Below are 22,777 nucleotides of genomic sequence, written 5' to 3'. Positions count from 1 at the left end.
GGTGTGTTAACTTCCTGTATCGTGCGTTTCCTGCAGGATCGGAAGCTCAATGATGAAGGAGCTGCCGATTCCCAGCTCGCTCTCCACCTTAATCGTTCCGTGATGAAGATCCACCAGATGCTTCACGATCGACAGTCCAAGCCCCGTTCCGCCTGATCCTCGCGAACGCGCTTTATCCACCCGATAGAAACGTTCAAATATACGGGGAAGATCTTCCTTCGGAATGCCAATCCCGGAATCCTTAACAAGGAACTCCACAATATCCTCGGCGTTCCTGTTACTATGCTTTTCACGAGCCGTTAATTTTACTCGTCCGCCTTCTTGCGTGTAATTGATCGCATTCGAGAGCAGATTCATAAAAATCTGGCGGAGCTTGTCCTCGTCCCCCTCCATAAACAGCTCTTCCGGAATGTCAAGCTCCAGGCTGATCCGCTTCTTCTCCGCCACCGTGCGCATCATTTCGGATATTGTATCAAAGAATGCCGACAAATGAATCGGCGAGTAATCCATCTGAATCCGCTTGGATTCGATTTTGGACAGCTCCAGAATGTCACCGATCAGACGGTTTAGCCGTTCGGATTCGTCATAAATAATCTGGAGGAAGGAGCGCGATGTCTTCTCATCGGTCACCCCGCCGCCAAGCAGCGTTTCGGCAAACCCTTTCACCGCAGCGAGCGGAGTCTTCAGCTCGTGAGATACATTGGCCACGAATTCGCTCCGCATGCGTTCAAGTCTGCGGATATCACTTACATCCTGCAGCAGGAACAGCATCCCGCGATAGGACTCCTGCTCTTCCTCCTGCATCATCGCAACCCCATCCAGGCGGATGATCGATTCCACCGGATAATAAATGTTGCGCTCTTCATGGAAGTCCTCCTTGCTCTCAAGGCCTTCCTCCATCAGTTTGGTCAATTCATAATGCTGCTTAAGCTCACGGTACGATTTGCCTGTTATCACTTCAGCATTAATGCCGAGCATTCTCTCGGCAGCACGGTTCACAAGAATGATCTGGCCTGCCCCGCTCACCATGACAATACCGCCTGTCATATTGTTTAGAACGCTTTGCAGCAAATCTTCATTATCCCGTATCGTCCGCAGCTGGGTTTGCAGGCTGTCAGCCATTCCATTAATGGCGTGCGCCAATTGACCGATCTCGTCTTTACGGTGAATCTTTACCCTCGCATCATATTCAAGACGCGATATCCGTCTGGCTACGCGCGTGATTTTCTCAAGCGGCGAGGTCAAGCCCTTGGCGACACGATAACTCACCAAGGCAGCTAGCAGGAACAGCACCAGCAGGCCGATCCCCATCACGGTCCAGCCTTGTTTGACTCCCTGGTCCACTTCCTTGAGACTGACGGACAAGCGGACGAATCCGTCGAAATTCTCTCCGGCCTTGACCGGAAGTGCGACGTACAGCATGTCCTGCCCAAGCGTATCACTCCGACGAATGGTACTCCCGCGCCCCGCTTTTACCGCTTGAAGCATCTCTTCACGATAAGCGTGGTTATCCATGGTTAACGGATCACTCTCCGAATCCCCGATAACCTTACCATCCTTCAATATAAAGGTCACTCTCGCATCAGACAGTTCTTCAAGCTGCAAGGATCTTTCGGTATAATACGAAAGAGCATCCGCGMTGTCCGTATCCGGAAACTCCATCATGGTCTGCAGAAGCCGAATCTCCCGGACCATATTGTCCTCCAGCAGCTGAATATGGGACTGCTTGAATACCGTCACCATAGCCAGTCCTGCCGCGAGCATAGATAACCCAATTAAAGTAAGCATAATCAGAGTCAAACGATTGCGATACTGCCTCATGGTCTCTCCTCTTTCTGCCGCGTGATCATTTTGGATAACTTACCGCTCGTGTGCGTCTTCGGTGGAATAACGCATGAATGATGGTTGCCGCCGGCTGCTGGAACATAATGCCCAGCACCACCGGGATGGAAGCCTGGGGTGAGAAATACGTTGTAGCCAACACCATCCCGAGTGATATATTACGCATTCCGGACGCGTATGTAAATGTAATTTGCATTTCCTGTGTCGGTCCGAGCATCGCATAGGAGCCAAAATAGCCAAGCAAATAGCAGATCACAATCAGCGTAACGACAACCGGGATCACTACCAGCATCTCCTCCTTCATGCCTGCTGCATGGGGAGCGATGGCTGCCGCGTTCAGCATCACCACGAGCATAAAAAACAGCTTCGATATGGGCTGGGCTACAGGAGCCGACCAGTCCTTGATCCGTCCTTTGGAACCTTCATACAGCATCACCCCGATCAGAGTGGGCAATACCACCATGGTCAGCAAATCGAGAATCAGCTCAGACGCATTCCATGTAACCAGTGCATCCCCGATAAACATATCCATTAGAGCCGGTACGACTAAGGGACTGAGTATGGTATCCAGCACAACTACCGCCAGGATGAACGGAACGCTGCCGCCGGAGCTTCCGACCCACATCACCGAGGATATCCCCAGGGGAATGATCGCGAACAGCAGCAAGCCAATCGTATAATCCGAGTGCGCACCAAACACGGCCGAGCCCAGTCCATAGGCAAGCACCGGAGCGGCCGCATGGGCTAGAAAGAGCGTTAATATAACAGCAAAGGGGCGCTTCAGAACCCCTTGCAGATGACGGATCCCACAGCCAAGTGCCATCACCAGTGTAATATAACCGAATAGATAAGGAATCCAGTGAACAAAGTCCACCAAAACATCCGAGAGCAGCCAGCCTAGCACCAGCGAGCCTGGAATCAAGAGAAAGGTGTACTTTTCAAACCAAGATGCAAAGGCTAGTCCAAAACTTCTCACCTGTTTCCTCCTATGACTGAATTGACGTATTTGACTTTCATCATAAACCGGAGTGTCCGAAAACCGCAACGAAAATTCGAAATAAGGGCCCCATTCCCGTATTCAACAAAAAAGCATCGACTGGCACATGAGGGCCAATCGATGCTTCTTCAGATGCTCCGGATTAGGAGAACACCGGCTCTTTAAACATGGCCAGCTTCTCTGCCGAATCCTTGCTCACGTCGGCATGCAGGCTGTTTCCGTGCGAATCCATCGTGACGATCGCGGCAAAGCCGTCAACCTCCAAATGCCACATCGCTTCCGGAATGCCAAACTCCATGAAATCCACGCCGTTTACTTTTTTGATGCATCTCGCATAATACTGGGCGGCCCCGCCAATCGCATTCAGATATACGCCGCCATGCTCCTGCAGGGCTTGAAGCGTCTTGGGACCCATGCCGCCCTTTCCGATAACCGCGCGAATGCCGAATTTTTTCAAAATATCGCCCTGGTAAGGTTCTTCTCGAATGCTGGTTGTCGGACCTGCCGCCTTGACATGCCATCCCTCTTCATCCTGCATCATAACCGGACCGCAGTGGTAAATGACGGACCCGTTCAGGTCGATAGGGGCATCGTGATCCATCAGATATTTATGAAGCGCATCCCGTCCGGTATGCATCTCGCCTCGGATCACCACCACATCCCCAACGCGCAGGGAACGAATTTGCTCCTCGCTGATTGGCGTCTGCAGCACCACTTCGCGGCCCTTGGGCTCACTTGGACCGGAGTCTTCGGCTTGGGAAACGGCCGTTTCGGAATTGGCGTTCATCTGCACCTCACTGCCTGCTTCATACAGCCATTCCGTGATTTCCCCCGTTTCCGGCTCAACCATTACGCCCTGACGGCGGAACGCCCAGCAATTATAGGCAACCGATACAAAAAAGCTTGCCGGCAGACGGTTCATCGCACCGATTTTGCAGCCGAGCAGCGTGACTTCTCCGCCAAAGCCCATCGTGCCGATCCCCAGTTTATTTGCATTTTCCAATATGTAATCTTCGAGCTTCGCCAAATCTTCATTCGGGTTCACATCTTCGACATGACGGAACAGCTGATGTTTCGCAAGCTCATAACCTGTCGTCCGGTCGCCGCCGATGCCTACGCCGATAAATCCAGCGCTGCAGCCTTGGCCTTGAGCTTGGTACACGGCATGCATGATGCATTTGCGAATCCCGTCCAAATCACGGCCCGCTTTCCCGAGCCCTTCAAGCTCTGCAGGAAGGCTGTACTGAATGTTTTTGTTCTCGCAGCCGCCCCCTTTCAGGATGAGACGGACGTCCACCTTATCCTGCTCCCACTGCTCGAAATGGATGACGGGCGTGCCAGGGCCGAGATTATCCCCGCTGTTAGCGCCAGTCAACGAATCCACCGAGTTTGGACGCAGCTTGCCATCCTTCGTGGCGCGAATCACCGCAGAGTAAATCGCCTTCTTCATCTCGATTTGGTTCGCACCCACAGGCGTATGTACGATGAATGTTGGCATGCCGGTATCCTGGCAGATCGGCGATACTTCCTGCTCGGCCATCTCAATATTTTGAGCGATCGTTGCCAGTGCCAGCCCCGCTCGCGTTGCCGCATCCTCAGACGCTCGGCCGCGGTTGACTGCTCTTCGCACATCCCCGGGCAAATTCGTGGAGGTTTCTACAATCAGTCGATACATACTCTCTTCAAATAATTTCATAGCGTTGGTAAACTCCTCTCTTTCATAACCCAGACATGATAGCAAAATAAGAATCATTATAAACTGCCAATATTGTTATCATATCATATCATTTCGCACATGAAAGGGTTTACTTCAAAAAATGAAAGAGTAGAGAAAATGTGTTGATCTTCCCCGTTTTATCGACCATACCTCTCTATAAATCTCGCATATATTGATTAAGAAAAGGAGGTGATTCCTATAATGAAAGTTTCGATCTCCCAGGTGGTTTTTCCAAGACTTGCCCTGTTTAGAAACGAGTTTTACAGAGGACGCCGATTTGTGGTTCGCGGAAACGTGGGGATTCGTAATCTCGAGAGAACTTTCGGTGACATTGAAAGCTTGAGATTCTTCTCCACCAACTCCAATGCAACCCTGGTCCTGTTCTCGGAAACGAATTTCCGAGGTGTATTCAGAGTATTCCGCGGAAACACCAACATCGCCGACCTTGGCGATATCATCAGCGGCGATGAAGAACCTGAATCCATCATCAGCACCAACCGCCGTTTGACGCTCGCCCAGATCAGAGCGATCCGGGATGCAGGCGTGCTGCCTTCCGGTTTTAGAAGCATCTGATTCTGCGCAAGCTGCCCCCATATTGAAACAGCGGACATTCGGGCAGAAGTCCCGAATGTCCGCTGTTTTTTTCGTGCAAGGATGACCCTGTTGTTCCCTCAAAGGGCTTTACCCATTAATTACTTCGCCGCCATTCACGTGAATGACTTGACCACTCACATAGGAAGAGTCCGTTGAAGCTAGGTATACATAGGCTGGGGCCAGCTCTTCCGGTTGACCCGGGCGTTTCATCGGCTGGGTCGCCCCAAACTCGGCCACCTGATCCGGCGGGAATGTTGATGGAATCAGCGGCGTCCAGATCGGTCCCGGGGCAACGGCATTTACCCGAATCCCTTGACCGACCACATTCATCGATAACGAGCGTGTAAAGGCAACGATGGCCCCCTTCGTCGATGCATAATCCAGCAGCTGCGGGCTTCCCCGGTAAGCCGTGATGGAGGTCGTATTAATAATGGAGCTGCCCTTGGACAGATGCGGCATCGCCGCCTGCGTCAGGTAGAACATGCCGAATATATTCGTACGGAAGGTCCGCTCCAATTGTTCTTTGGTAATATCCTCAATCTTCTTCTGCGGATGCTGTTCGGCTGCGTTGTTAACGAGAATATCGAGTCTTCCGAGCTTCTCCACGGTTTCGGTAACCGCATCGCGGCAAAAAGCATCATCACCGACGTCACCGGCGATCAACAGACATTTTCGGCCTTCCTGCTCCACCTGTCGTTTGGTCTCTTCCGCATCCTTATGCTCATTCAGGTACACAATGGATACGTCCGCGCCTTCCTTGGCATAGTAGACCGCAACCGCACGGCCGATCCCGCTGTCGCCTCCGGTAATCAGCGCTACCTTTCCTTTTAGCTTACCGGCTGCTTTGTATTCGTTACTCTCAAACTCCGGCTTCGGGTGCATCTCCGATTCGGTTCCGGGTCTGTGATCCTGATGCTGGGGCGGCAAGGTTTGTTTCGGTTGATCTTGTGGCATATGAACATTTCTCCTTTCAGGTCAGTATCTCAAACTACCTCTCATAGGATGCGTTCGACGCGGCTTCTTATTCTCATAAAAAGCCCTTCGCTATTGTTTTTACCCAGATTGTACGAGATCAAACGAAAGTGAAGCTCTTTTCGCCCAACAAAAAAGTCCCCGAAGCGGGGCCTTGCTCCGAGGTCCGTTCAGATCCTTGGCGGGCCCCCGGTCATTTAACAATTCTAAATGTCAAAAAAAAAGCCGCCCGATGAACGGAACGACTTCTCTTTCGTATGTAGCTATTCTTAGATGATATGGTTGAATACCATGAAGAAGATCATAACCAAGAGCAGCAAGGCAAGAAGTGCGCTAAGCGTACCCAGCTTGCTTGTTTCTTCCTTCACTTCACGCTTCTCGCGGATCCCTGCAAGCGCATTCTTCAATGGCTTGCTCATGATGCCTCCAATAGCAAACATCGCCAGCAGCAATACCGTTACAATGATCATCCAAGGAACCGAATACTCGCCTTGGGACATCATGTATCCGCCAGTCAACAACTGAATAACCAAGCCGTACTGAGCAAAACGGTTCGCTACTCGAATCGTATTAACAGCTCCTTCTTGAGCCCCGAGGGACAGCTTCTGAATACCGCCAACAACAAACGGCAGAATCAAGTAAAATCCTAGCGCCGCCGTACCGACCATATGCAGAAAAAATGTCACGTTCCACATAAATAATTCCTCCAAAGTCGTTAGTGTGATTTTTATTACATTAAGTTCATCGTCTCTTATTATACTGGAGAGATCATCCAAAGAAAAGCAATCCCGCCCCGAATCACGGGACGGGATTGCTTTATTAGACGATTTTGTGAATCCTGATTCAATTACAGGGTCACGACCGAGGTTACATTACGTACGGATTCCGCAGACTTATCGAGCGCCGCTTTCTCTTCGGCCGTCAGCTCAAGCTCGAAAATTCGCTCAATGCCGTCTCCGCCCAGAATGGCCGGTACGCCCATGAACAGATTGTCATAACCGTACTCGCCCTCCAGCAGAGCAATAACCGGAATGATCCGTTTTTTGTCCTTCAGAATCGCTTCCGTCATTTGTACGAGGGAAGCAGCCGGCGCATAGTATGCGCTGCCGTTACCCAGCAGGTTCACGATTTCGCCGCCGCCAACCCGGGTACGCTGCACAATCGCTTCAATGCGCTCAGCCGGAATCAGCGTGTCGATCGGAATGCCACCCACGCTGGAGTAGCGAACGAGCGGAACCATGTCGTCGCCATGGCCACCAAGTACGAATCCGCGGACATCCTCAACGGATACGTTCAGCTCTTGTGCGATGAAAGTGCAATAGCGGGCCGTATCCAGTACGCCGGATTGGCCGATAACGCGGTTCTTGGGAAATCCGAGCGTGTTGTATGCCACATAGGTCATGGCATCCACCGGGTTGCTCAGAATGATGACCGTGGCGTTCGGTGCGTGACTCTTCACATTCTCGCATACGGATTTCACGATCCCTGCATTGGTATTAACGAGGTCATCGCGGCTCATGCCCGGCTTGCGGGCTACACCTGCTGTAATGATTACGATATCGGAATTAGCTGCATCCTCATAGTTGGATGTACCGACTATGTTGCTGTCAAATCCTTGAACGGGACTTGCTTCGAGCATATCCAGCGCTTTACCTTTTGTTGGGTTCTCGAGCTGCGGGATATCCAGCAGCACCACATCACCCAATTCTTTTTGAGCAAGCATCAGGGCGGTAGTCGCACCTGTGAAGCCAGCACCTACTACCGTAATCTTTTTACGAGTAATTGCCACGATGAATCTCCTCCTTACAGGTTTTTAATGATTTCGTCTGCGAACTCGGAGCATTTCACTTCCGTAGCGCCTTCCATCAGGCGTGCGAAGTCATACGTTACGGTTTTGTTGTTGATGGACGTTTCCATGCCTTTGTAGATCAGGTCAGCCGCTTCCTGCCATCCGAGGTGCTCAAGCAGCATAACGCCAGAGAGGATAACGGAACCAGGGTTTACTACGTCTTTGTCTGCATATTTCGGAGCCGTACCATGAGTCGCTTCGAAAATTGCATGTCCTGTTACATAGTTGATGTTAGCGCCCGGAGCGATACCGATACCGCCAACTTGTGCAGCCAGCGCGTCAGACAGGTAGTCCCCGTTCAGGTTCAACGTCGCAATGACATCAAAGTCGGTTGGACGAGTCAGAACTTGCTGCAGCGCGATGTCGGCAATCGCATCTTTAACGATGATTTTGCCAGCTTCTTCAGCCGCTTTTTGAGCCGCATTAGCTGCATCTACGCCGTCTTTCTCCTTGATGATATCGTATTGTGCCCAAGTGAACACTTTATCGCCGAATTCAGCTTCAGCCACTTCGTAACCCCAGTTTTTGAAGGCACCTTCTGTAAATTTCATGATGTTGCCTTTGTGAACCAGTGTCACGGATTTGCGGCCATGTTTGATCGCGTACTCAACCGCTGCACGTACAAGACGCTTGGAACCTTCGGAGGATACAGGCTTAATCCCGATGCCGGACGTTTCAGGGAAGCGGATTTTGTTGGCGCCCATTTCGTCTTGAAGGAACTTGATCATTTTCTTCACTTCTTCGGAGCCTTCTTTATACTCAATACCTGCGTAGATGTCTTCCGTGTTCTCACGGAAAATAACCATGTCAACCAGCTCAGGGCGTTTTACCGGAGACGGTACGCCGTTGAAGTAACGAACAGGGCGCAGGCAAGTGTACAGGTCCAGCTCTTGGCGAAGGGCAACGTTCAGGGAACGGATACCGCCGCCGATTGGCGTTGTAAGTGGTCCTTTGATAGCAACGATGTACTCGCGAATCGCTTCAAGCGTATCGTTCGGGAGCCATTCACCGTATGTATTGTATGCCTTCTCACCGGCAAATACTTCATACCAGGCAATTTTCTTGGAACCGTTATATGCTTTTTCTACTGCTGCATCCAGGACGCGCTTGGAAGCTTTCCAGATGTCACGGCCTGTGCCGTCGCCTTCAATAAAAGGAATGACAGGGTTGTTAGGCACCTGCAGGGTTCCGTTATCAATCGTGATTTTCTCGCCTTCAGTTGGTAATGCGAATTTTTCCAATTTCATGAGTATGAGTTCCTCCTTCGAATATGGTTCTTGTCTCTAGCCATTTCCAAAATACTCGCGTGAATAGGCACAGAGAAACCCGCCACCCGCGATTCACTCACGTTTGAGCGGTTCTCTAGCCTATTGTACATGATTGCCAGCCACTTAGCGAAGTTCTATCGGCACATATTTTTGGTCGGTCATCCCTGTATACTCTGCGCGCGGGCGGATGATACGGTTGCCTTCATACTGCTCAAGAATATGCGCGGTCCATCCGGATACACGGCTGATGGCAAAAATCGGCGTAAACAGTTCATGCTCAATGCCGAGCTGCGTATAAACCGATGCAGAATAGAAATCAACGTTCGGCTTCAGTCCTTTTTGGTTGGTAACCGTTTCGTCGATCAGCACCGACATGTCGTACAGCGTGGTGTCGCCCTTCATTTCACCAAGCTCGCGCGACATTTTTTGGAGATGCTTCGCGCGCGGATCGCCGTTTTTGTATACGCGGTGTCCAAAGCCCATTATTTTTTCACGGTTGTCCAGCTTCTCCTGAATGTAAGCCTGGGCCCGATCAATCGAACCGACTTCGTTCAGCATCTTCATGACGGCTTCATTCGCGCCGCCGTGCAGAGGACCTTTAAGCGCGCCAATAGCGGAAGTAACACCGGAATATATGTCGGACAGCGTGGCTACGGTTACACGAGCAGCAAACGTGGATGCGTTAAGCTCGTGATCCGCGTGCAATACCAGTGCCTGGTCCAGAGCCTTGATTGAAGTCTGATCAGGATCTTCGCCTCTGAGCATATACAGGAAATTCTCCGCGATGGAGACGCCGGCTTTCGGAGCCACCGGCTCTTTGCCCTGACGAACACGGGCGATGGCAGCAATGATCGTTGGAAGCTGAGCTTGAAGTTTAACCGCTTTCTTCTCATTCGATTCACGGCTCATATCGTCGCCTTCGGCGTCATACAGAGCAAGCGCGGATACAGCCGAGCGAAGCGCAGCCATCGTATTGGTATCCTTCGGATACAATTTGATCTGCTGGATAAGCTCATCCGGAATGGCAGCATAGTCGCTCAAATCTTGTTGAAGGGCCTTAAGCTCTTCGGCATTTGGAAGCTTTCCGAACCAGAGCAGATAGGCTACCTCTTCAAAACTTGCATGTTCTGCGAGATCGTCAATATCATATCCACGGTAAGTCAGAACGCCATCGACGATCGAACTAATCGCGGAGGTGGTAGCTACAATGCCTTCCAAACCCTTGGTAGCTGTCATGCAACATCTCTCCTTTATGATCGGGATAAACTGAACTATTTTGACATTCATGAAAACATTTTCATGAAGTCGGATAAAAAAGAAAAACGCGAAAAAAATTGCTATGGTCCTAGTCACAAACCTTCTCATATCATACTGGATTTTGTCTGATATGTGAACATGAGCAGCGACATTCGCCGCATCAAATTGTTTTATCGACACCATAAACATTTTTTTGAAATCACTTACAATTCCATTATACCTGTGATAATTCTCATTGTCGAATCATGAAGACAAGCCTTTTCCAACTCTTTATCCTTATATTGAATCTCCTTGCATACGTATAGGAATGAGCGTTTCTGCTCGTCCCTGAAGTGCTGCAAAGGAGTGTGATGGTTTGGAACGATTGATGCTCAAGCGTTTTGGCCGGGGAGTGTGGGTGCTGTCTTCCATCTTCGTGATCGCCTATTTGATATATGTACTGCTGCCGCTGCTTTACCCCTTCCTCCTGGCCTGGATCATCGCTTATGCCATGAATCCTTGCGTCCGCCTGCTTCAGCGGAGTTTGAAGCTGCCGCGGTGGCTCGCTGTCATGTTGTCCCTGCTGCTGTATTTCGGAGCGGCTCTGCTGATTCTCACGGCGGCTGTCACGAGACTGGTCAAGGAGCTTATTATCCTGTCCCAGTCCTTCAATCTTCATATTGATGCCTGGATGGAATGGCTGACCGCATGGACCCAGAATGATAGCTTCCAGAATATCATCAATGAGATTAGCCGGTTCTATCAGAACAACCCGAATTATCACGATACCATCAATCAGAACATTACCCGCACGACGCAAACGATTGGCACGGCCGTGACCGACCTCGTTACCGGTATTTTTAACGGAATTCTGCAAATTATTTATTACCTGCCCAACTTGGGCACGATTCTCATTGTGGTTTTACTGTCCACGTTCTTTCTCAGCAACAGCTGGGAGCGCCATAATCGCGCGCTTATCCGCATCCTGCCCGAAGTCATTCGCAAACCCATGATCTATATTTTCACGGATCTAAAAAAAGCGTTGTTCGGATTCGCGAGGGCCCAGCTGATTCTGATCTCCATCACAGCCCTGATCGTCATGATCACGCTTTATGCGCTCGGGGTCGATTCCGCCTTCTCCATCGGTCTTCTGATCGGCTTGGTGGATCTCCTCCCCTACTTGGGCGTCGGCATCGTTCTGATCCCCTGGTCGCTGTATGCCTTTATGTCGGGCGACCTGACGCTTGGCATCGGACTAACCGTCCTGTACAGCATCATCCTGATCGTCAGACAGATTATGGAGCCCAAGGTGCTCGCCAGCAGTGTGGGACTGGACCCGCTCGCCGCCCTGCTGGGCATGTTCGTCGGGCTCAAACTGTTCGGCATTCTGGGACTGATTATAGGTCCAGTGTCGCTTGTCATCCTGGATGCCTTTCACCGGGCCCACGTATTCAAGGACCTAAGGAATTATATTATCGGAGGCAGGTTCAGATAGCAGTCGGACGAACTCATGGGAATTGCCGATTCCTGATATTTCCTCGTACTCCATAAATAAATAGACCGGCCCATGATGGGCCGGTCTTATGGGTGATCCTGCTTGTATTATCTGCGAAAGATCGTAATCTTGCCGTTTTTCATATTTTTCTTCATCCATTTCAACAGCAATATCCGATACAGCGGGCGAGTCAGCGGAAATATCAGCGTAAATCCGATTATGTCAGTTACAAAGCCCGGCAGAATAAGTAGCACTCCACCCGCAAATATACATAGGCCATCGGCCATGGAAGCACCCGGAACCATGCCTGAGTTCATTCTCTGCTTGGCATCTTCCATCGCTTTGCGACCTTCGAACCTCATCATGGCCACGCCAACCGCAGAGGTCAGCAGTGTCAATAGCAAGGTATTCATGCCGCCCACGCGATCCGCAACAAACTGAAAGCCGAATATTTCAATAGCAGGCACGAAGATCATCGCTGCCAGCAACCATTTGAACATGAAGCTACTCCTTCCTCCCCCAAAGGGTGTCCCTCAATGCATCATACAGCTTTGGCGCGCATTTATCCAGTCGGGCCGGCTTCCACTCTCTATTCAGCCATACATGGCGGGTCGCGCCGGCCGTTAACAAGGCACCGGGAAGCTCGGATTCGGGAGACAGATCCATCGCCTCCAAATCTGCCTGCTCCTGTTCGCTCAGCAAACGGACCTCATATTCATAGTGTATTCGAAGCGGGGAGAAAGCAGTCATTCTGGTAAAGACCGTTACAAGATCATCATACCGCGCAGGCTGGCGGTACTTGATATCAAGATCAACCACCGGGAGGAGGACACCTTCTTCTTCCATTCCGCGATACGTAAATCCCATTTCACGGATCATTTGGGTACGTCCGATCTCGAACCAGTTTAAATAGTTCGCGTGGTATACGACACCCATTTGATCGCTTTCCTGGTAACGCACCCGAAACGACGTCCAGAACCAGCGGCTTAGTGTCGGTACGGATGGTTTAGGCATCAACATCACCCCTTATCTATGCAAAAAGCAATGGTCGACAGAATCATCGTCCATTGCTTATATGCTGCTATATTCAGAATCCAACGGATTCTTGACGGTTGTATTACTTCTCCTGTGGAATTTGATCCACTTTCAGGAGGTTGGTCGAACCGGAACGGCCCAGTGGCACACCTGCTGTAATCACAACAAGATCGCCTTCTTTCACGAGTCCGGACTTCACGCCGCCTTGCAGCGCGTAATCAAACATCTCGTCCGTAGAAGAAGCCTGTTCGCCTTTAACCGGCGTTACGCCCCAAGTCAGTGCCAAACGTCTCAACGTTCTGTCTTGAGTCGTGACGGCGACGATAGGAGCCTCTGGACGGTATTTGGATACCATGCGAGCCGTTTGACCGGATTCCGTGGACGAAATGATGGCTTTGGCATTCAGGTCAAGTGCCGAGATCGCAACGGATTGGCTGATTGCTTCGGTAACGCTGGTATCTTGAGCAATACGCTGCTTCAAGAACATTTCACGGTAGTTCAGCGCGGATTCCGCTTTCTCTGCGATACGGGACATAGTCAATACGGATTCTACAGGGTATTTACCTGCAGCCGTTTCGCCGGACAGCATGATGGCATCGGTACCGTCAAAAATCGCATTGGCAACGTCACTTGCTTCCGCACGGGTAGGACGTGGGTTGCGCTGCATGGAATCCAGCATTTGCGTAGCCGTAATGACCGGTTTGCCAGCCAGGTTACATTTTTCGATCATGCGTTTTTGAACCAATGGAACTTCCTCTGCTGGAATCTCTACGCCGAGGTCGCCACGGGCTACCATCAAGCCGTCGGATACTTCGAGGATTTCATCCAGGTTGTCAACGCCCTGCTGGTTCTCGATTTTGGAGATGATTTGGATGTGCTCGCCATTATGCTTCTTCAGCAATTCGCGAATTTCAAGCACGTCACTTGCTTTACGAACGAAGGAAGCGGCAATAAAATCGATGCCCTGTTCGATCCCGAAAATGATATCGTTGGCGTCTTTTTCCGTAATGCCTGGGAGAGAAATCGCGACTCCCGGTACGTTTACACCTTTTTTGCTCTTAATGGTTCCGCCATTGACGATGCGGCATCTGATTTCGGTGCCTTGAATCTCCACCACGGTCAGACCGATCAGACCGTCATCGATCAAGATCGTGGATCCGACTTGAACATCTTGCGGCAACTCTTTATAAGTAATGGACAAACGATTCTTATCACCAAGGATTTCCTCGGTAGTAAGGGTGATATATTCATCTTGTACAAGCTCAATCGGTTCCACTTCAAGTTTACCTGTACGGATTTCCGGTCCTTTGGTGTCAAGCAGGATCGCTACCGTTTTGTTCAACTCTTCGCAAGCTTGGCGGATGTTCTTGATCCGGTTGCCATGCTCCTCGAAGTCGCCGTGAGAGAAGTTCAGACGAGCCACGTTCATGCCGGCCATAATGAGCTTCTTGGTGTTTTCCAACGATTCACTGGAAGGACCGATGGTACATACAATTTTTGTTTTGCGCATTTGGGTTTCCTCCGTTTATTAAAGGGTTCTCTATATCTCTTTTTCCAACAACTAAATCTACTACAAAAAGTCTAATTTGTATAGGAACTTTGTCATATCGTCACATACTCATCAGAACTTTTACATAATCACGTCTTCCTGTTCCGCTTTCGCAAAATCGAATTCGCCGATCTTGCGGAATTTGCGGTACCGGTCTTCCTTCAGCTCGCAGGCATCCATAACGGATAGTTCTTTCAGCTGGCTGATCAGTGCGCTTTGAATCGCGGCGGCCGTCTCTTCATAGTTTCGGTGCGCACCGCCCTTAGGCTCCGGTATAATTTCCTCAATGACTTCCATCTCGAGCAGGTCCTTAGCAGTGATCTTCATGGCTTCCGCAGCCTGATCCGCTTTGGATGCGTCCTTCCACAGAATGGATGCGGCGCCGTTCGGTGAAATGGCAGAGTAGATAGCATGCTCAAGCATCAGGACACGATTGCCTACAGCCATCGCAAGAGCACCGCCGCTTCCACCTTCGCCGATGACCACACAAACAATAGGCACCCCAAGGGACGACATTTCCCGTAGATTACGAGCAATCGCCTCGGACTGACCTCTTTCTTCTGCTGTATTACCCGGATATGCGCCTTTTGTATCAATAAACGTGATAATAGGACGCTTGAACTTGTTCGCCTGCTGCATAAGCCGCAGGGCTTTACGGAAGCCTTCCGGATGCGGACTTCCGAAGAAACGCGCAATATTGTCTTTCGTATCCTTACCGCGCTGCTGACCGACCACCGTGACGGGAACACCGTCAAGTTTGGCCAAGCCACCGACAACGGCAAGATCGTCCCCGTAGAGACGATCTCCATGCAGCTCGATAAAATCCGTAAAGATCAGCTGGATCAAATCAAGCGACGTCGGTCGCTGCTGATGACGGGCCAGATGCATTTTCTGGGAAGGCGAAATCGAAGAATAGATTTCTTCCTCCAAGCGACTATATCGTTCTTCCAGGCGGGCGATTTCATCCGTGAAATCGATCCCTTTTTCCTGTCCGAATTGTTTCAATTCATCGATCTTCTTGCGCATTTCGGCAAGTGGCATTTCAAAAGGCAATTCGCCTGACATCAGAATCCCCCTTTCACGGTATGCATCTCCAGCAGCTTACCAAGCATGGAGCGCATATCTTTCCGATGAATAACCATGTCAAGCTGACCATGCGCCAAGTTGAACTCCGCTGTCTGGAAATCATCCGGCAGCTTCTGGCGAATGGTCTGTTCAATAACGATACGGCCCGCAAAACCGAATACGGCTCCCGGCTCGGCAATATTGATATCGCCAAGCGTCGCAAAGCTGGCGGATACACCGCCGGTCGTCGGATCCGTTATCACTGAAATATAGAGGCCGCCGAGCTCGTTAAACCTGGACAAGGCTGCGCTTGTTTTGGCCATCTGCATCAAACTGAGAATGCTCTCCTGCATCCGGGCGCCGCCGGAGGTGGAGAAAATAATGAGCGGTAAACGCTTGTCCGTCGCAAACTCGATCGCTCGGGTAATTTTTTCCCCGACGACGGAGCCCATGCTTCCCGTGAAGAAATCAAAACTCATGACAGCTACTACAACAGGCTGGCCGAGAATCGACCCTTGACCGGTAATAACCGCATCATGAAGACCGGATTTCATCTTCTGCTGCTCGAGCTTGGCCGCATATCCCGGAAACTTGAGCGGATCCACCGAGATCATATCCGCATCAAACTCTTCAAAGCCTGTCTCATCCAGCGTCATGGCAATCCGTTCTACCGCGTTCAGGCGCATATGATGTCCGCATTCCTGACACACTTTCAGATTCTTCTCAAGCTCTTTGCTGTATTGAATGGTGCCGCACTTAGCACACTTATTCATCAGACCTTCCGGAATTTCCCGTTTCGGGCGTTCGCCTTCCTGAGGCTGCCCTGCTGTCCCAAGTCGTTCCGATGGGATCGTTGCGTATTTCCTTTTTTTCTGAAACAAGTCTTTAAACACAACTACACCTCTCCAGCCGTAAATTTGAATGGCCGCCGCAATAGCACATCGCCGATCCGTACGCTAAGCTTCGCTATGTAACCCAGATGAAACTAGGGGTGCAATATCGAATTCAACACTTCCTGTACTTCCTCTAGCTCTCCGGAGGGTACCAAAATCTCAAACTGCTGTTTGGAAAGATTCACAGGACGGCTTTGAACCAAAAAACCTTCTTCCGTTAGCCTGGTCTTGATCATTTCCGCCACCTTTGCAGTTGGCGCAATATAGATTACCGTCCACATGCCTTTCAGATCCCCCTAATCTCGTCCCACAGGCATATCCTGAGCCGATATAATGGATAATGATAACATACTTCAGTTTTTACCTCAACAAAGAGAGCAGGGGGCTGAAAGCCAAATCTATACCTTCAGGCAGCCATTCGACACCGCTCGCGCAAATCAGTCAGAACCCGCGGTATAATGCGCCGCATCAGGATTGTTATGCGCGATGCGCGAGGAAGCGGCAGCGGCGATGCCTGCAACGAGATCATCCAGAAACACATGGATCCCGTCCGACTTTTCATTTAATATCTCGATTACACCCATTTTTTCCTTGTCCAGGTAACCGAAACTGGTCAGTCCTATCATGCCATAAATGCTCGTGACGCCAAGCGCCATGGTCTCATCCACTCCGTAAAGCGGTTCGTCTTGCTCCATAATCGATTGCAGCGGCTCCGGCAGCAGCTTCTTCTCGGCCAACTCATCCAGCGCAATGCCTGTATACAGCGTATACTGCACTTCGCGCTTGCCGAGAACGGCCCGGACGCTTTCTTCACACTGCTCGATGGTTAACTTCGGATGATAACGCTGTTGAAGCTTCAACACAATATCCGCGATGGAGCTTACGCTGACTCCTCTGCGGCTGAGCATGCTCTCTGCCAAGTCCATTGACATCACAAATCCCCCCCGCGTCTTTGGCCGCGCTCTTTCAATCCTTCTCTATCATGAAAGAGCCTTCTTCATGCGAGTACTCGGCCAACATTACCTGTAGTGTCCTAATTGTATGCGGGAGGGATGCGAAACGTTCTTAAATTTTCATGTTACTTCACTTTAACGGTGTCCTTGCCCAGCATGCTTTCCATTTCGGCAAAAAGCTCTGTGGAAGGCTTGATTCGATAGGCTTCGCTAAGCGCAAGCACCTTCTGGCTTCGCTCATAAAACAGCACCGTTTGCACATGCCCCGGATGCTGCTGCAGGAGCTCTTTCAGCTTCACCAGCAGCTCCGATTGCTCCGCATCGGCCGTTATTTTCACAAACACACGCTGCTCAGCCTTATGATTCGATACGACGGTACGAGATTCCTTCTCGGGCGATAGGCTGCCACCCGACGCCTCGTTTCGGATAGAGGTCGAATCCTGTCCACTCCGGGCGGCAAGCCGCTCCGGAGTCTGGACTGTCGATGGATTACCGGCCGAAACCGGCTGGATGCCGGCGCCCGATTTACCACTACGGCCGGTATTCTCTCCGCCGGATCTTCCTCTGCCGCCCGCTGCTCCCCGAACCTTGCTCCGGTGAACCAGTTGACTCAAGGTTTGCGGCTCAAGCGGCGCGATTTCTTCGGCCAGCAGCTTAAAGCCTTCGTCCTGCAGCTGAACCTTCGCGCGGATCGCCAGCAGCGCGCCTTTTTCAATCAGATGCGCGCTTCGCTTCCACACTTCAGGAAAGAGAACGACCTCACAGCGCTCAATTTGATCCTCGCACTCCATGAAGGCCATCGCCTTTCCCTGTTTCGTCGTAATGGTCTTCAGTGTAACCACCATACCGGCAACCGTAGCCATCGATTCATCTTCCGATTCATGGAGATCCATTAACCGATCAGCTCCGGACTCCGTCAGCGCATCTTCGAAGCCGTCCAGCGGATGGCCGGACAAATACATGCCCAGCAGCTCGCGTTCGAATTCGAGCTGCTGACTTGTGGTATATGGCGGGATGTCCGGATATTCGATGTCCCAATTCGTGGTTTCCACGAAGTCGAAGAGCTGAATCTGGAGATCATCCCGTTCCTTTCTCCACTTCACGGCCGCTTCGACCGTTTCGTCCAGCATGGCAACCAGCTGGGAACGGTGTCCCTGCAAGGAATCAAAAGCCCCTGCCTGGATAAGCGACTCGATCACGCGCTTGTTGCATACGCGGAGGTCTACCCGGCGGCAAAAATCGAGCAGGCTTTCAAACGGCTTTTCACGCCTGATCTCGACGATATTCTCCACTGCCTGCGTGCCTACGTTCTTGATCGCGGCTAGCCCGAATCGGATTCCGCCTCCGGCCGGACGTTGGCCTTCATCATCACCGCCCTCGGCAGCAGAACCGCTCATGACCGGGGTAAAATACGTTCCGCTTTCGTTGACGTCCGGCGGCATGACCTCGATGTCGAGGCGCCGTGCCTCCAGCACGTATTCGGCCACCTTCCGGTGGCTGCCCATAACGGCCGTCAGCATGGAAGCCATGAACGGAACCGGATAGTGCGCCTTAAGATAAGCCGTCTGGAAGGCCAGCACGCCGTAAGCGGCGGCATGCGCACGGGGAAATCCGTAGTTCGCGAACCGGACGATCATATCGTACACGCGGTTGGCCTCATCCTCGCTATAACCGAGCTTGAGACTGCCTGAAACGAAATGGCTCCGCTCCCGGTCCAGTACTTCGCGCTTCTTCTTCGACACCGCTCTTCGCAGCAAATCCGCTTCCCCGAGCGAGAAGCCGGCCATCGTCGAAGCGATCTGCATGATCTGCTCCTGATAGACGATAATGCCGTACGTATCGCCTAATATCGGGATCAGGTCCGAATGGGGATACTCCGGCTCAATCCGGCCGTGCTTGGCTTGAATGAACTTCGGAATAAACTCCATGGGACCCGGACGGTACAAGGCATTCACGGATACGATATCCTCAAACACCGAAGGTTTCAGATCCTTCAGCACCCGCCGGATGCCCGCGGATTCAAGCTGAAATACGCCCGTGGTATCGCCGCGTCCCAGCATCTCATACGTCAGATGATCGTCATCCGGCACTTGTTCGAAATCGAGTGTTCTGCCGGTCAATTCTTGAATCCATCTCAGGGTACGCTCTATGATGGATAACGTCCGCAGACCCAAAAAATCCATCTTGAGCAGGCCCACGCTCTCCAGATTCTCCATGGAATACTGCGTCAGCGCCGTCTTCTCGCTCCCTTCCTGCAGCGGAACCGCATCCGTCAGCGGATCGCGGGAAATGACAATGCCTGCTGCATGCGTCGAAGCATGACGGGGCATGCCCTCAACCTTCATCGCCATATCGATCAGCTCGCGCACCTTCGGCTTCGTCTCGTACTGCTCCTTCAGCTGCGGGCTTTGCTCCATCGCTCCCGCGATGCTGATGCCCAGATGGTTAGGGATCAGCTTGGCCGCCTTGTCCACATCCCCGAACGGCACATTCAGCGCACGTCCAACATCTCGGACGGCCGCCCTTGCCGCCATCGTACCGAACGTAATAATCTGGGCGACATGCTCTTTCCCGTATTTATCCACCACATAATCAATGACCTCTTCCCGGCGCTCGTCACTGAAGTCGATATCAATATCCGGCATCGTTATCCGCTCCGGATTCAGGAAGCGTTCAAACAACAATTTATATTTCATCGGGTCCACATTCGTAATCTGAAGGGTGTAGGCCACCAGGCTGCCCGCCGATGAACCCCGGCCCGGTCCAACCGCGATGCCTTGCCGGTGGGCATAGGCGATAAAGTCCCATACGATCAGGAAATAATCGCTGAAGCCCATGTTCTCGATGACGCCGAGCTCATAGTTCAGTCGCTGCTCCAGCTCGCTGCGCTCTGCTTCATCCTGCCACCGCTCCGTATTCCCGTAACGTTCTTGCAGACCGTTCAAACAGAGCTCCCGCAGGTATTCGGCTGCATTCTTCCCTTCCGGGAGCGAGCTGTATTCCGGCAAAATCGACTTGCCGAATTCCAGCTCCAGGTTGCATTGGTCCGCAATCTTAGCCGTATTCAATATAGCTTCAGGCACATGGGGGTATAATCGCTCCATGTCGCTGCCGCTCTTCAAATAGAGCTGATTCGTCTGGATCTGCAGCCTATCCTCATCTTCGACCGTCTTTCCCGTGCCGATGCAGATCAGGACGTCCTGTACCTCGGCATCGCTCTCGGTCAGATAATGCACATCGTTGGTCGCAACCAGCGGAATGCCGGTCTCACGGCTAAGCTGAATCAGCTGGGGATTCACGCGTTTCTGCTCCGGAATTCCGTGATCCTGCAGCTCCAGATAGTAGTCTTCTCCAAAAATCGCCTGATAACGAAGCGCGGCAGCTTTCGCTTCCGCTTCGCGTCCGTGAAGCAGATGCTGGGGAACCTCGCCGCCCAAGCAAGCGCTGAGACATATGATGCCTTCATGATGGGCGGCCAGCGCCTCCATATCGATTCGGGGTCTGTAATGGTACCCCTCCAAATGCCCGATCGAGCACAGCTTCATCAAATTGCGATAGCCGGTCTCATTCTTGGCAAGCAGAATCAAATGATAGATCGGCTGGTCCTTGCGGCTTCCCCGCTCCTTGCGGGAGCCTGCCGTGATATAGGCCTCGCAGCCGATAATCGGTTTGATGCCTTGCGCCAGGCAGGCTTTATAGAACGGAATGGCACCATACATCACGCCATGATCCGTCAGGGCCAGCGATTTCATGCCAAGCGCCGCCGCTTCCCGCACCAGGTCACCGATACGTGCCGCTCCATCGAGCAAACTGTATTCACTATGCACGTGCAAATGCACGAAAGAGCTCATCGTAACGCCTTCCTTTCGCCGGTACATGTATATTTGAAATCCATCCAGAAATATCTGAAAAAGTCTTTATACCATTTTATCATAATCCCGCTAGGCCCGCCCATAGAATGAAACTAGGGAGTACGTGGACAGGCGTTTGCCATAACATCCACCGAGAGTAGAAAGGAGACATGAGGGCATGAGCGTTTTTTTATCCAAAGCGATCCTGGACTTTTTTATAGCCTTCGGCATCGTGCTGGGGGGAGCCATGGTGGGAGGCGTGGGCGCCGTGCTGTCCCTGCAGCCCCCGACCCTGACCATGGTTGAAGTGGCCGACCGGATTAAAATATGGGCTCTTGCGGCCGCGATCGGGGGCACCATTGATCCGATGCGGGTCATTGAAAGCAACGTGCTTGACGGGAATTTATCCCCTGCCATCAAGCAGGTTTTATATCTGGGTTTTGCATTTCTTGGAGCACATATGGGCAGCGAGCTGGTCAAATGGGTGTGCTTCAGCCGGAGCTGAATGATGCGCGTACCTCCAGCCCACCGCTTCCGCCCCTTCTATCAGATCGCATCCATCTTCGTGCTGGGAATGGTTGTCGGCAGCATCGTCTACAATTCGGTTTATCATGCAGCCTACAATAAATTATGGTTAACGAATCAGGAGCAGCAGCTCAAAATAACGCAATACGAAGAAGATATCGAGTCGTTAAAAAAATACAATAAACAATCCACGGTCATCAAGGAAATCAAGATCCGCAGCGAACAAAACGACAGGGTTCCGCTGGATCCCGTCATCATCAAAGAGCTCGTCAGGCTTATGAGCGAAGATCTGGCTGCCCTTCGCGGCCGCAACGTGTTTGATATCGACGCAGACAGCAAGCTGACGCGCTCACTCCTCAGCGACAAAATTTATACCGTCCGCGAGAAAGATTACAAGGTCCAAATCAAGACCATGCTCGTCATGGAAGGCGTGCTGCAAATCTGGGTTAGCGTTGATCATGTGGATGCAAAGTCAACCGGATCATGATACAATACATACTATTGTAAATGATCGAATCTAACATGCTTTTAGAGTTTGTTCAAAAAGTCATCTTTAGATCACGAAGCAGCACATGAACACCACATTGCGAGCATGTTACCGAATATGAAGGAGCCTTCCATTCCATGATAACCGTCATCCACTATATCCTGTACATTATCCTCGTCCTGTCCGTCGTAGCTGCCGCGCTCTATAGCATTCGCGCACGCCGAGTAGCGGATCCCGCGGACCGCGGCATCTATATGTCCATGATGAACCTCTGTATGGGCATTATGCTGGTTTCCCTTTCGCTGGTCTGCATGTTTCTGTTCAGCGGCTCCACGCCGGCTGTCATTGTAGAAGCCGTGTTCTTGGTGCTTGGCGCATTTAATATATTTGCCGGCATAAGAAGCCGCACCTATTACAGCAGACTGAAGAATTCAAGAACGGCCAGCTAA

The 22,777-nt window shown here is 51.4% G+C and carries 21 protein-coding genes; 5 read left to right on the top strand and 16 right to left on the bottom strand.

The genetic code is table 11. The features are described from left to right. Positions 1-6: 6 nt before the first annotated feature. The 3 genes from pnpS to ACPV3A_RS09675 all read right to left on the bottom strand — a co-directional run bounded on the left by pnpS (position 7) and on the right by ACPV3A_RS09675 (position 4,535). The gene (gene pnpS, locus ACPV3A_RS09685) at positions 7-1,821 is read right to left on the bottom strand and encodes a two-component system histidine kinase PnpS (RefSeq protein ID WP_426199254.1); all 1,815 of its coding nucleotides are present in this window, start codon (positions 1,819-1,821) and stop codon (positions 7-9) included. Between the two features lie 25 nt (positions 1,822-1,846). Then, positions 1,847-2,818 (bottom strand): bile acid:sodium symporter family protein, encoded by a 972-nt coding sequence (locus tag ACPV3A_RS09680; protein ID WP_194544189.1) that lies wholly within the window; start codon positions 2,816-2,818, stop codon positions 1,847-1,849. Between the two features lie 163 nt (positions 2,819-2,981). After that, positions 2,982-4,535 (bottom strand): fumarate hydratase, encoded by a 1,554-nt coding sequence (locus ACPV3A_RS09675; RefSeq protein WP_426199252.1) that lies wholly within the window; start codon positions 4,533-4,535, stop codon positions 2,982-2,984. A 222-nt stretch (positions 4,536-4,757) separates the two neighbouring features. Here ACPV3A_RS09675 and ACPV3A_RS09670 point away from each other — a divergent pair, with 222 nt between their 5' ends. Continuing rightward, positions 4,758-5,129: a hypothetical protein gene (locus ACPV3A_RS09670; RefSeq protein ID WP_426199250.1), complete on the top strand. Its 372-nt coding sequence runs from the start codon at positions 4,758-4,760 to the stop codon at positions 5,127-5,129. 108 nt (positions 5,130-5,237) lie between these two features. On the opposite strand, the gene ACPV3A_RS09665 is transcribed toward ACPV3A_RS09670, so the two are convergent. The 5 genes from ACPV3A_RS09665 to citZ form a co-directional block, all read right to left on the bottom strand. Continuing rightward, a complete protein-coding gene (locus tag ACPV3A_RS09665; RefSeq protein ID WP_426199248.1) occupies positions 5,238-6,104 on the bottom strand; it encodes an SDR family oxidoreductase in 867 nt (288 codons plus the stop codon). Positions 6,105-6,391: 287 nt separating this feature from the next. Further along, a complete protein-coding gene (locus ACPV3A_RS09660) occupies positions 6,392-6,817 on the bottom strand; it encodes a hypothetical protein (protein ID WP_009595065.1) in 426 nt (141 codons plus the stop codon). Positions 6,818-6,969: 152 nt separating this feature from the next. Beyond that, positions 6,970-7,911 carry a malate dehydrogenase gene (gene mdh / locus ACPV3A_RS09655; protein WP_113057492.1) on the bottom strand — a complete coding sequence of 314 codons (942 nt, stop codon included), beginning with the start codon at positions 7,909-7,911 and terminating at the stop codon, positions 6,970-6,972. 14 nt (positions 7,912-7,925) lie between these two features. Further along, on the bottom strand, positions 7,926-9,218 hold the full coding sequence (icd, locus tag ACPV3A_RS09650) for an NADP-dependent isocitrate dehydrogenase (protein WP_071218070.1): 1,293 nt from the start codon (positions 9,216-9,218) through the stop codon (positions 7,926-7,928). Positions 9,219-9,362: 144 nt separating this feature from the next. Then, positions 9,363-10,475 (bottom strand): citrate synthase, encoded by a 1,113-nt coding sequence (citZ, locus tag ACPV3A_RS09645; protein WP_194544193.1) that lies wholly within the window; start codon positions 10,473-10,475, stop codon positions 9,363-9,365. 376 nt (positions 10,476-10,851) lie between these two features. Between citZ and ytvI the strand changes: the two genes are divergently transcribed. Continuing rightward, positions 10,852-11,970, top strand: coding sequence for a sporulation integral membrane protein YtvI (gene ytvI, locus ACPV3A_RS09640; RefSeq protein ID WP_426199244.1), 1,119 nt, complete (start codon positions 10,852-10,854; stop codon positions 11,968-11,970). A 107-nt stretch (positions 11,971-12,077) separates the two neighbouring features. On the opposite strand, the gene ACPV3A_RS09635 is transcribed toward ytvI, so the two are convergent. The 8 genes from ACPV3A_RS09635 to ACPV3A_RS09600 form a co-directional block, all read right to left on the bottom strand. Next, the gene (locus ACPV3A_RS09635) at positions 12,078-12,470 is read right to left on the bottom strand and encodes an FxsA family protein (protein WP_194544195.1); all 393 of its coding nucleotides are present in this window, start codon (positions 12,468-12,470) and stop codon (positions 12,078-12,080) included. A 4-nt stretch (positions 12,471-12,474) separates the two neighbouring features. Continuing rightward, positions 12,475-12,984, bottom strand: coding sequence for a thioesterase family protein (locus ACPV3A_RS09630; RefSeq protein WP_339294707.1), 510 nt, complete (start codon positions 12,982-12,984; stop codon positions 12,475-12,477). A 103-nt stretch (positions 12,985-13,087) separates the two neighbouring features. After that, entirely contained in the window at positions 13,088-14,515 is a 1,428-nt protein-coding gene (gene pyk, locus ACPV3A_RS09625; RefSeq protein WP_071218065.1) for a pyruvate kinase, read from the bottom strand. 120 nt (positions 14,516-14,635) lie between these two features. Further along, positions 14,636-15,619: an acetyl-CoA carboxylase carboxyltransferase subunit alpha gene (locus ACPV3A_RS09620; protein WP_194544197.1), complete on the bottom strand. Its 984-nt coding sequence runs from the start codon at positions 15,617-15,619 to the stop codon at positions 14,636-14,638. Beyond that, the gene (gene accD / locus ACPV3A_RS09615) at positions 15,619-16,512 is read right to left on the bottom strand and encodes an acetyl-CoA carboxylase, carboxyltransferase subunit beta (RefSeq protein ID WP_071218063.1); all 894 of its coding nucleotides are present in this window, start codon (positions 16,510-16,512) and stop codon (positions 15,619-15,621) included. The genes ACPV3A_RS09620 and accD overlap by 1 nt, the downstream gene beginning before the upstream one ends. 92 nt (positions 16,513-16,604) lie before the next feature. Continuing rightward, a complete protein-coding gene (locus ACPV3A_RS09610; protein WP_006212044.1) occupies positions 16,605-16,793 on the bottom strand; it encodes a hypothetical protein in 189 nt (62 codons plus the stop codon). Between the two features lie 156 nt (positions 16,794-16,949). Then, complete coding sequence (locus ACPV3A_RS09605; RefSeq protein ID WP_194544198.1) at positions 16,950-17,444, bottom strand: phosphatidylglycerophosphatase A family protein; 495 nt, start codon at positions 17,442-17,444, stop codon at positions 16,950-16,952. 146 nt (positions 17,445-17,590) lie between these two features. Then, on the bottom strand, positions 17,591-21,316 hold the full coding sequence (locus ACPV3A_RS09600) for a DNA polymerase III subunit alpha (RefSeq protein ID WP_426199238.1): 3,726 nt from the start codon (positions 21,314-21,316) through the stop codon (positions 17,591-17,593). A 178-nt stretch (positions 21,317-21,494) separates the two neighbouring features. On the opposite strand from ACPV3A_RS09600, the gene ACPV3A_RS09595 reads away from it, so the two are divergent. From ACPV3A_RS09595 to ACPV3A_RS09585, 3 genes are all read left to right on the top strand, one after another. After that, positions 21,495-21,821, top strand: coding sequence for a YtrH family sporulation protein (locus ACPV3A_RS09595; protein ID WP_071218060.1), 327 nt, complete (start codon positions 21,495-21,497; stop codon positions 21,819-21,821). Between the two features lie 3 nt (positions 21,822-21,824). After that, a complete protein-coding gene (locus tag ACPV3A_RS09590; protein WP_113057501.1) occupies positions 21,825-22,328 on the top strand; it encodes a hypothetical protein in 504 nt (167 codons plus the stop codon). Positions 22,329-22,465: 137 nt separating this feature from the next. Continuing rightward, positions 22,466-22,777, top strand: a complete 312-nt coding sequence (locus ACPV3A_RS09585) for a YtpI family protein (RefSeq protein WP_194544200.1) — start codon at positions 22,466-22,468, stop codon at positions 22,775-22,777.

Origin of the sequence: Paenibacillus sp. Dod16, from assembly GCF_049893405.1 — a bacterium.
Taxonomy (GTDB): Bacteria; Bacillota; Bacilli; order Paenibacillales; family Paenibacillaceae; genus Paenibacillus_AQ.
This window is presented reverse-complemented; position numbering and strand designations above follow the sequence as displayed.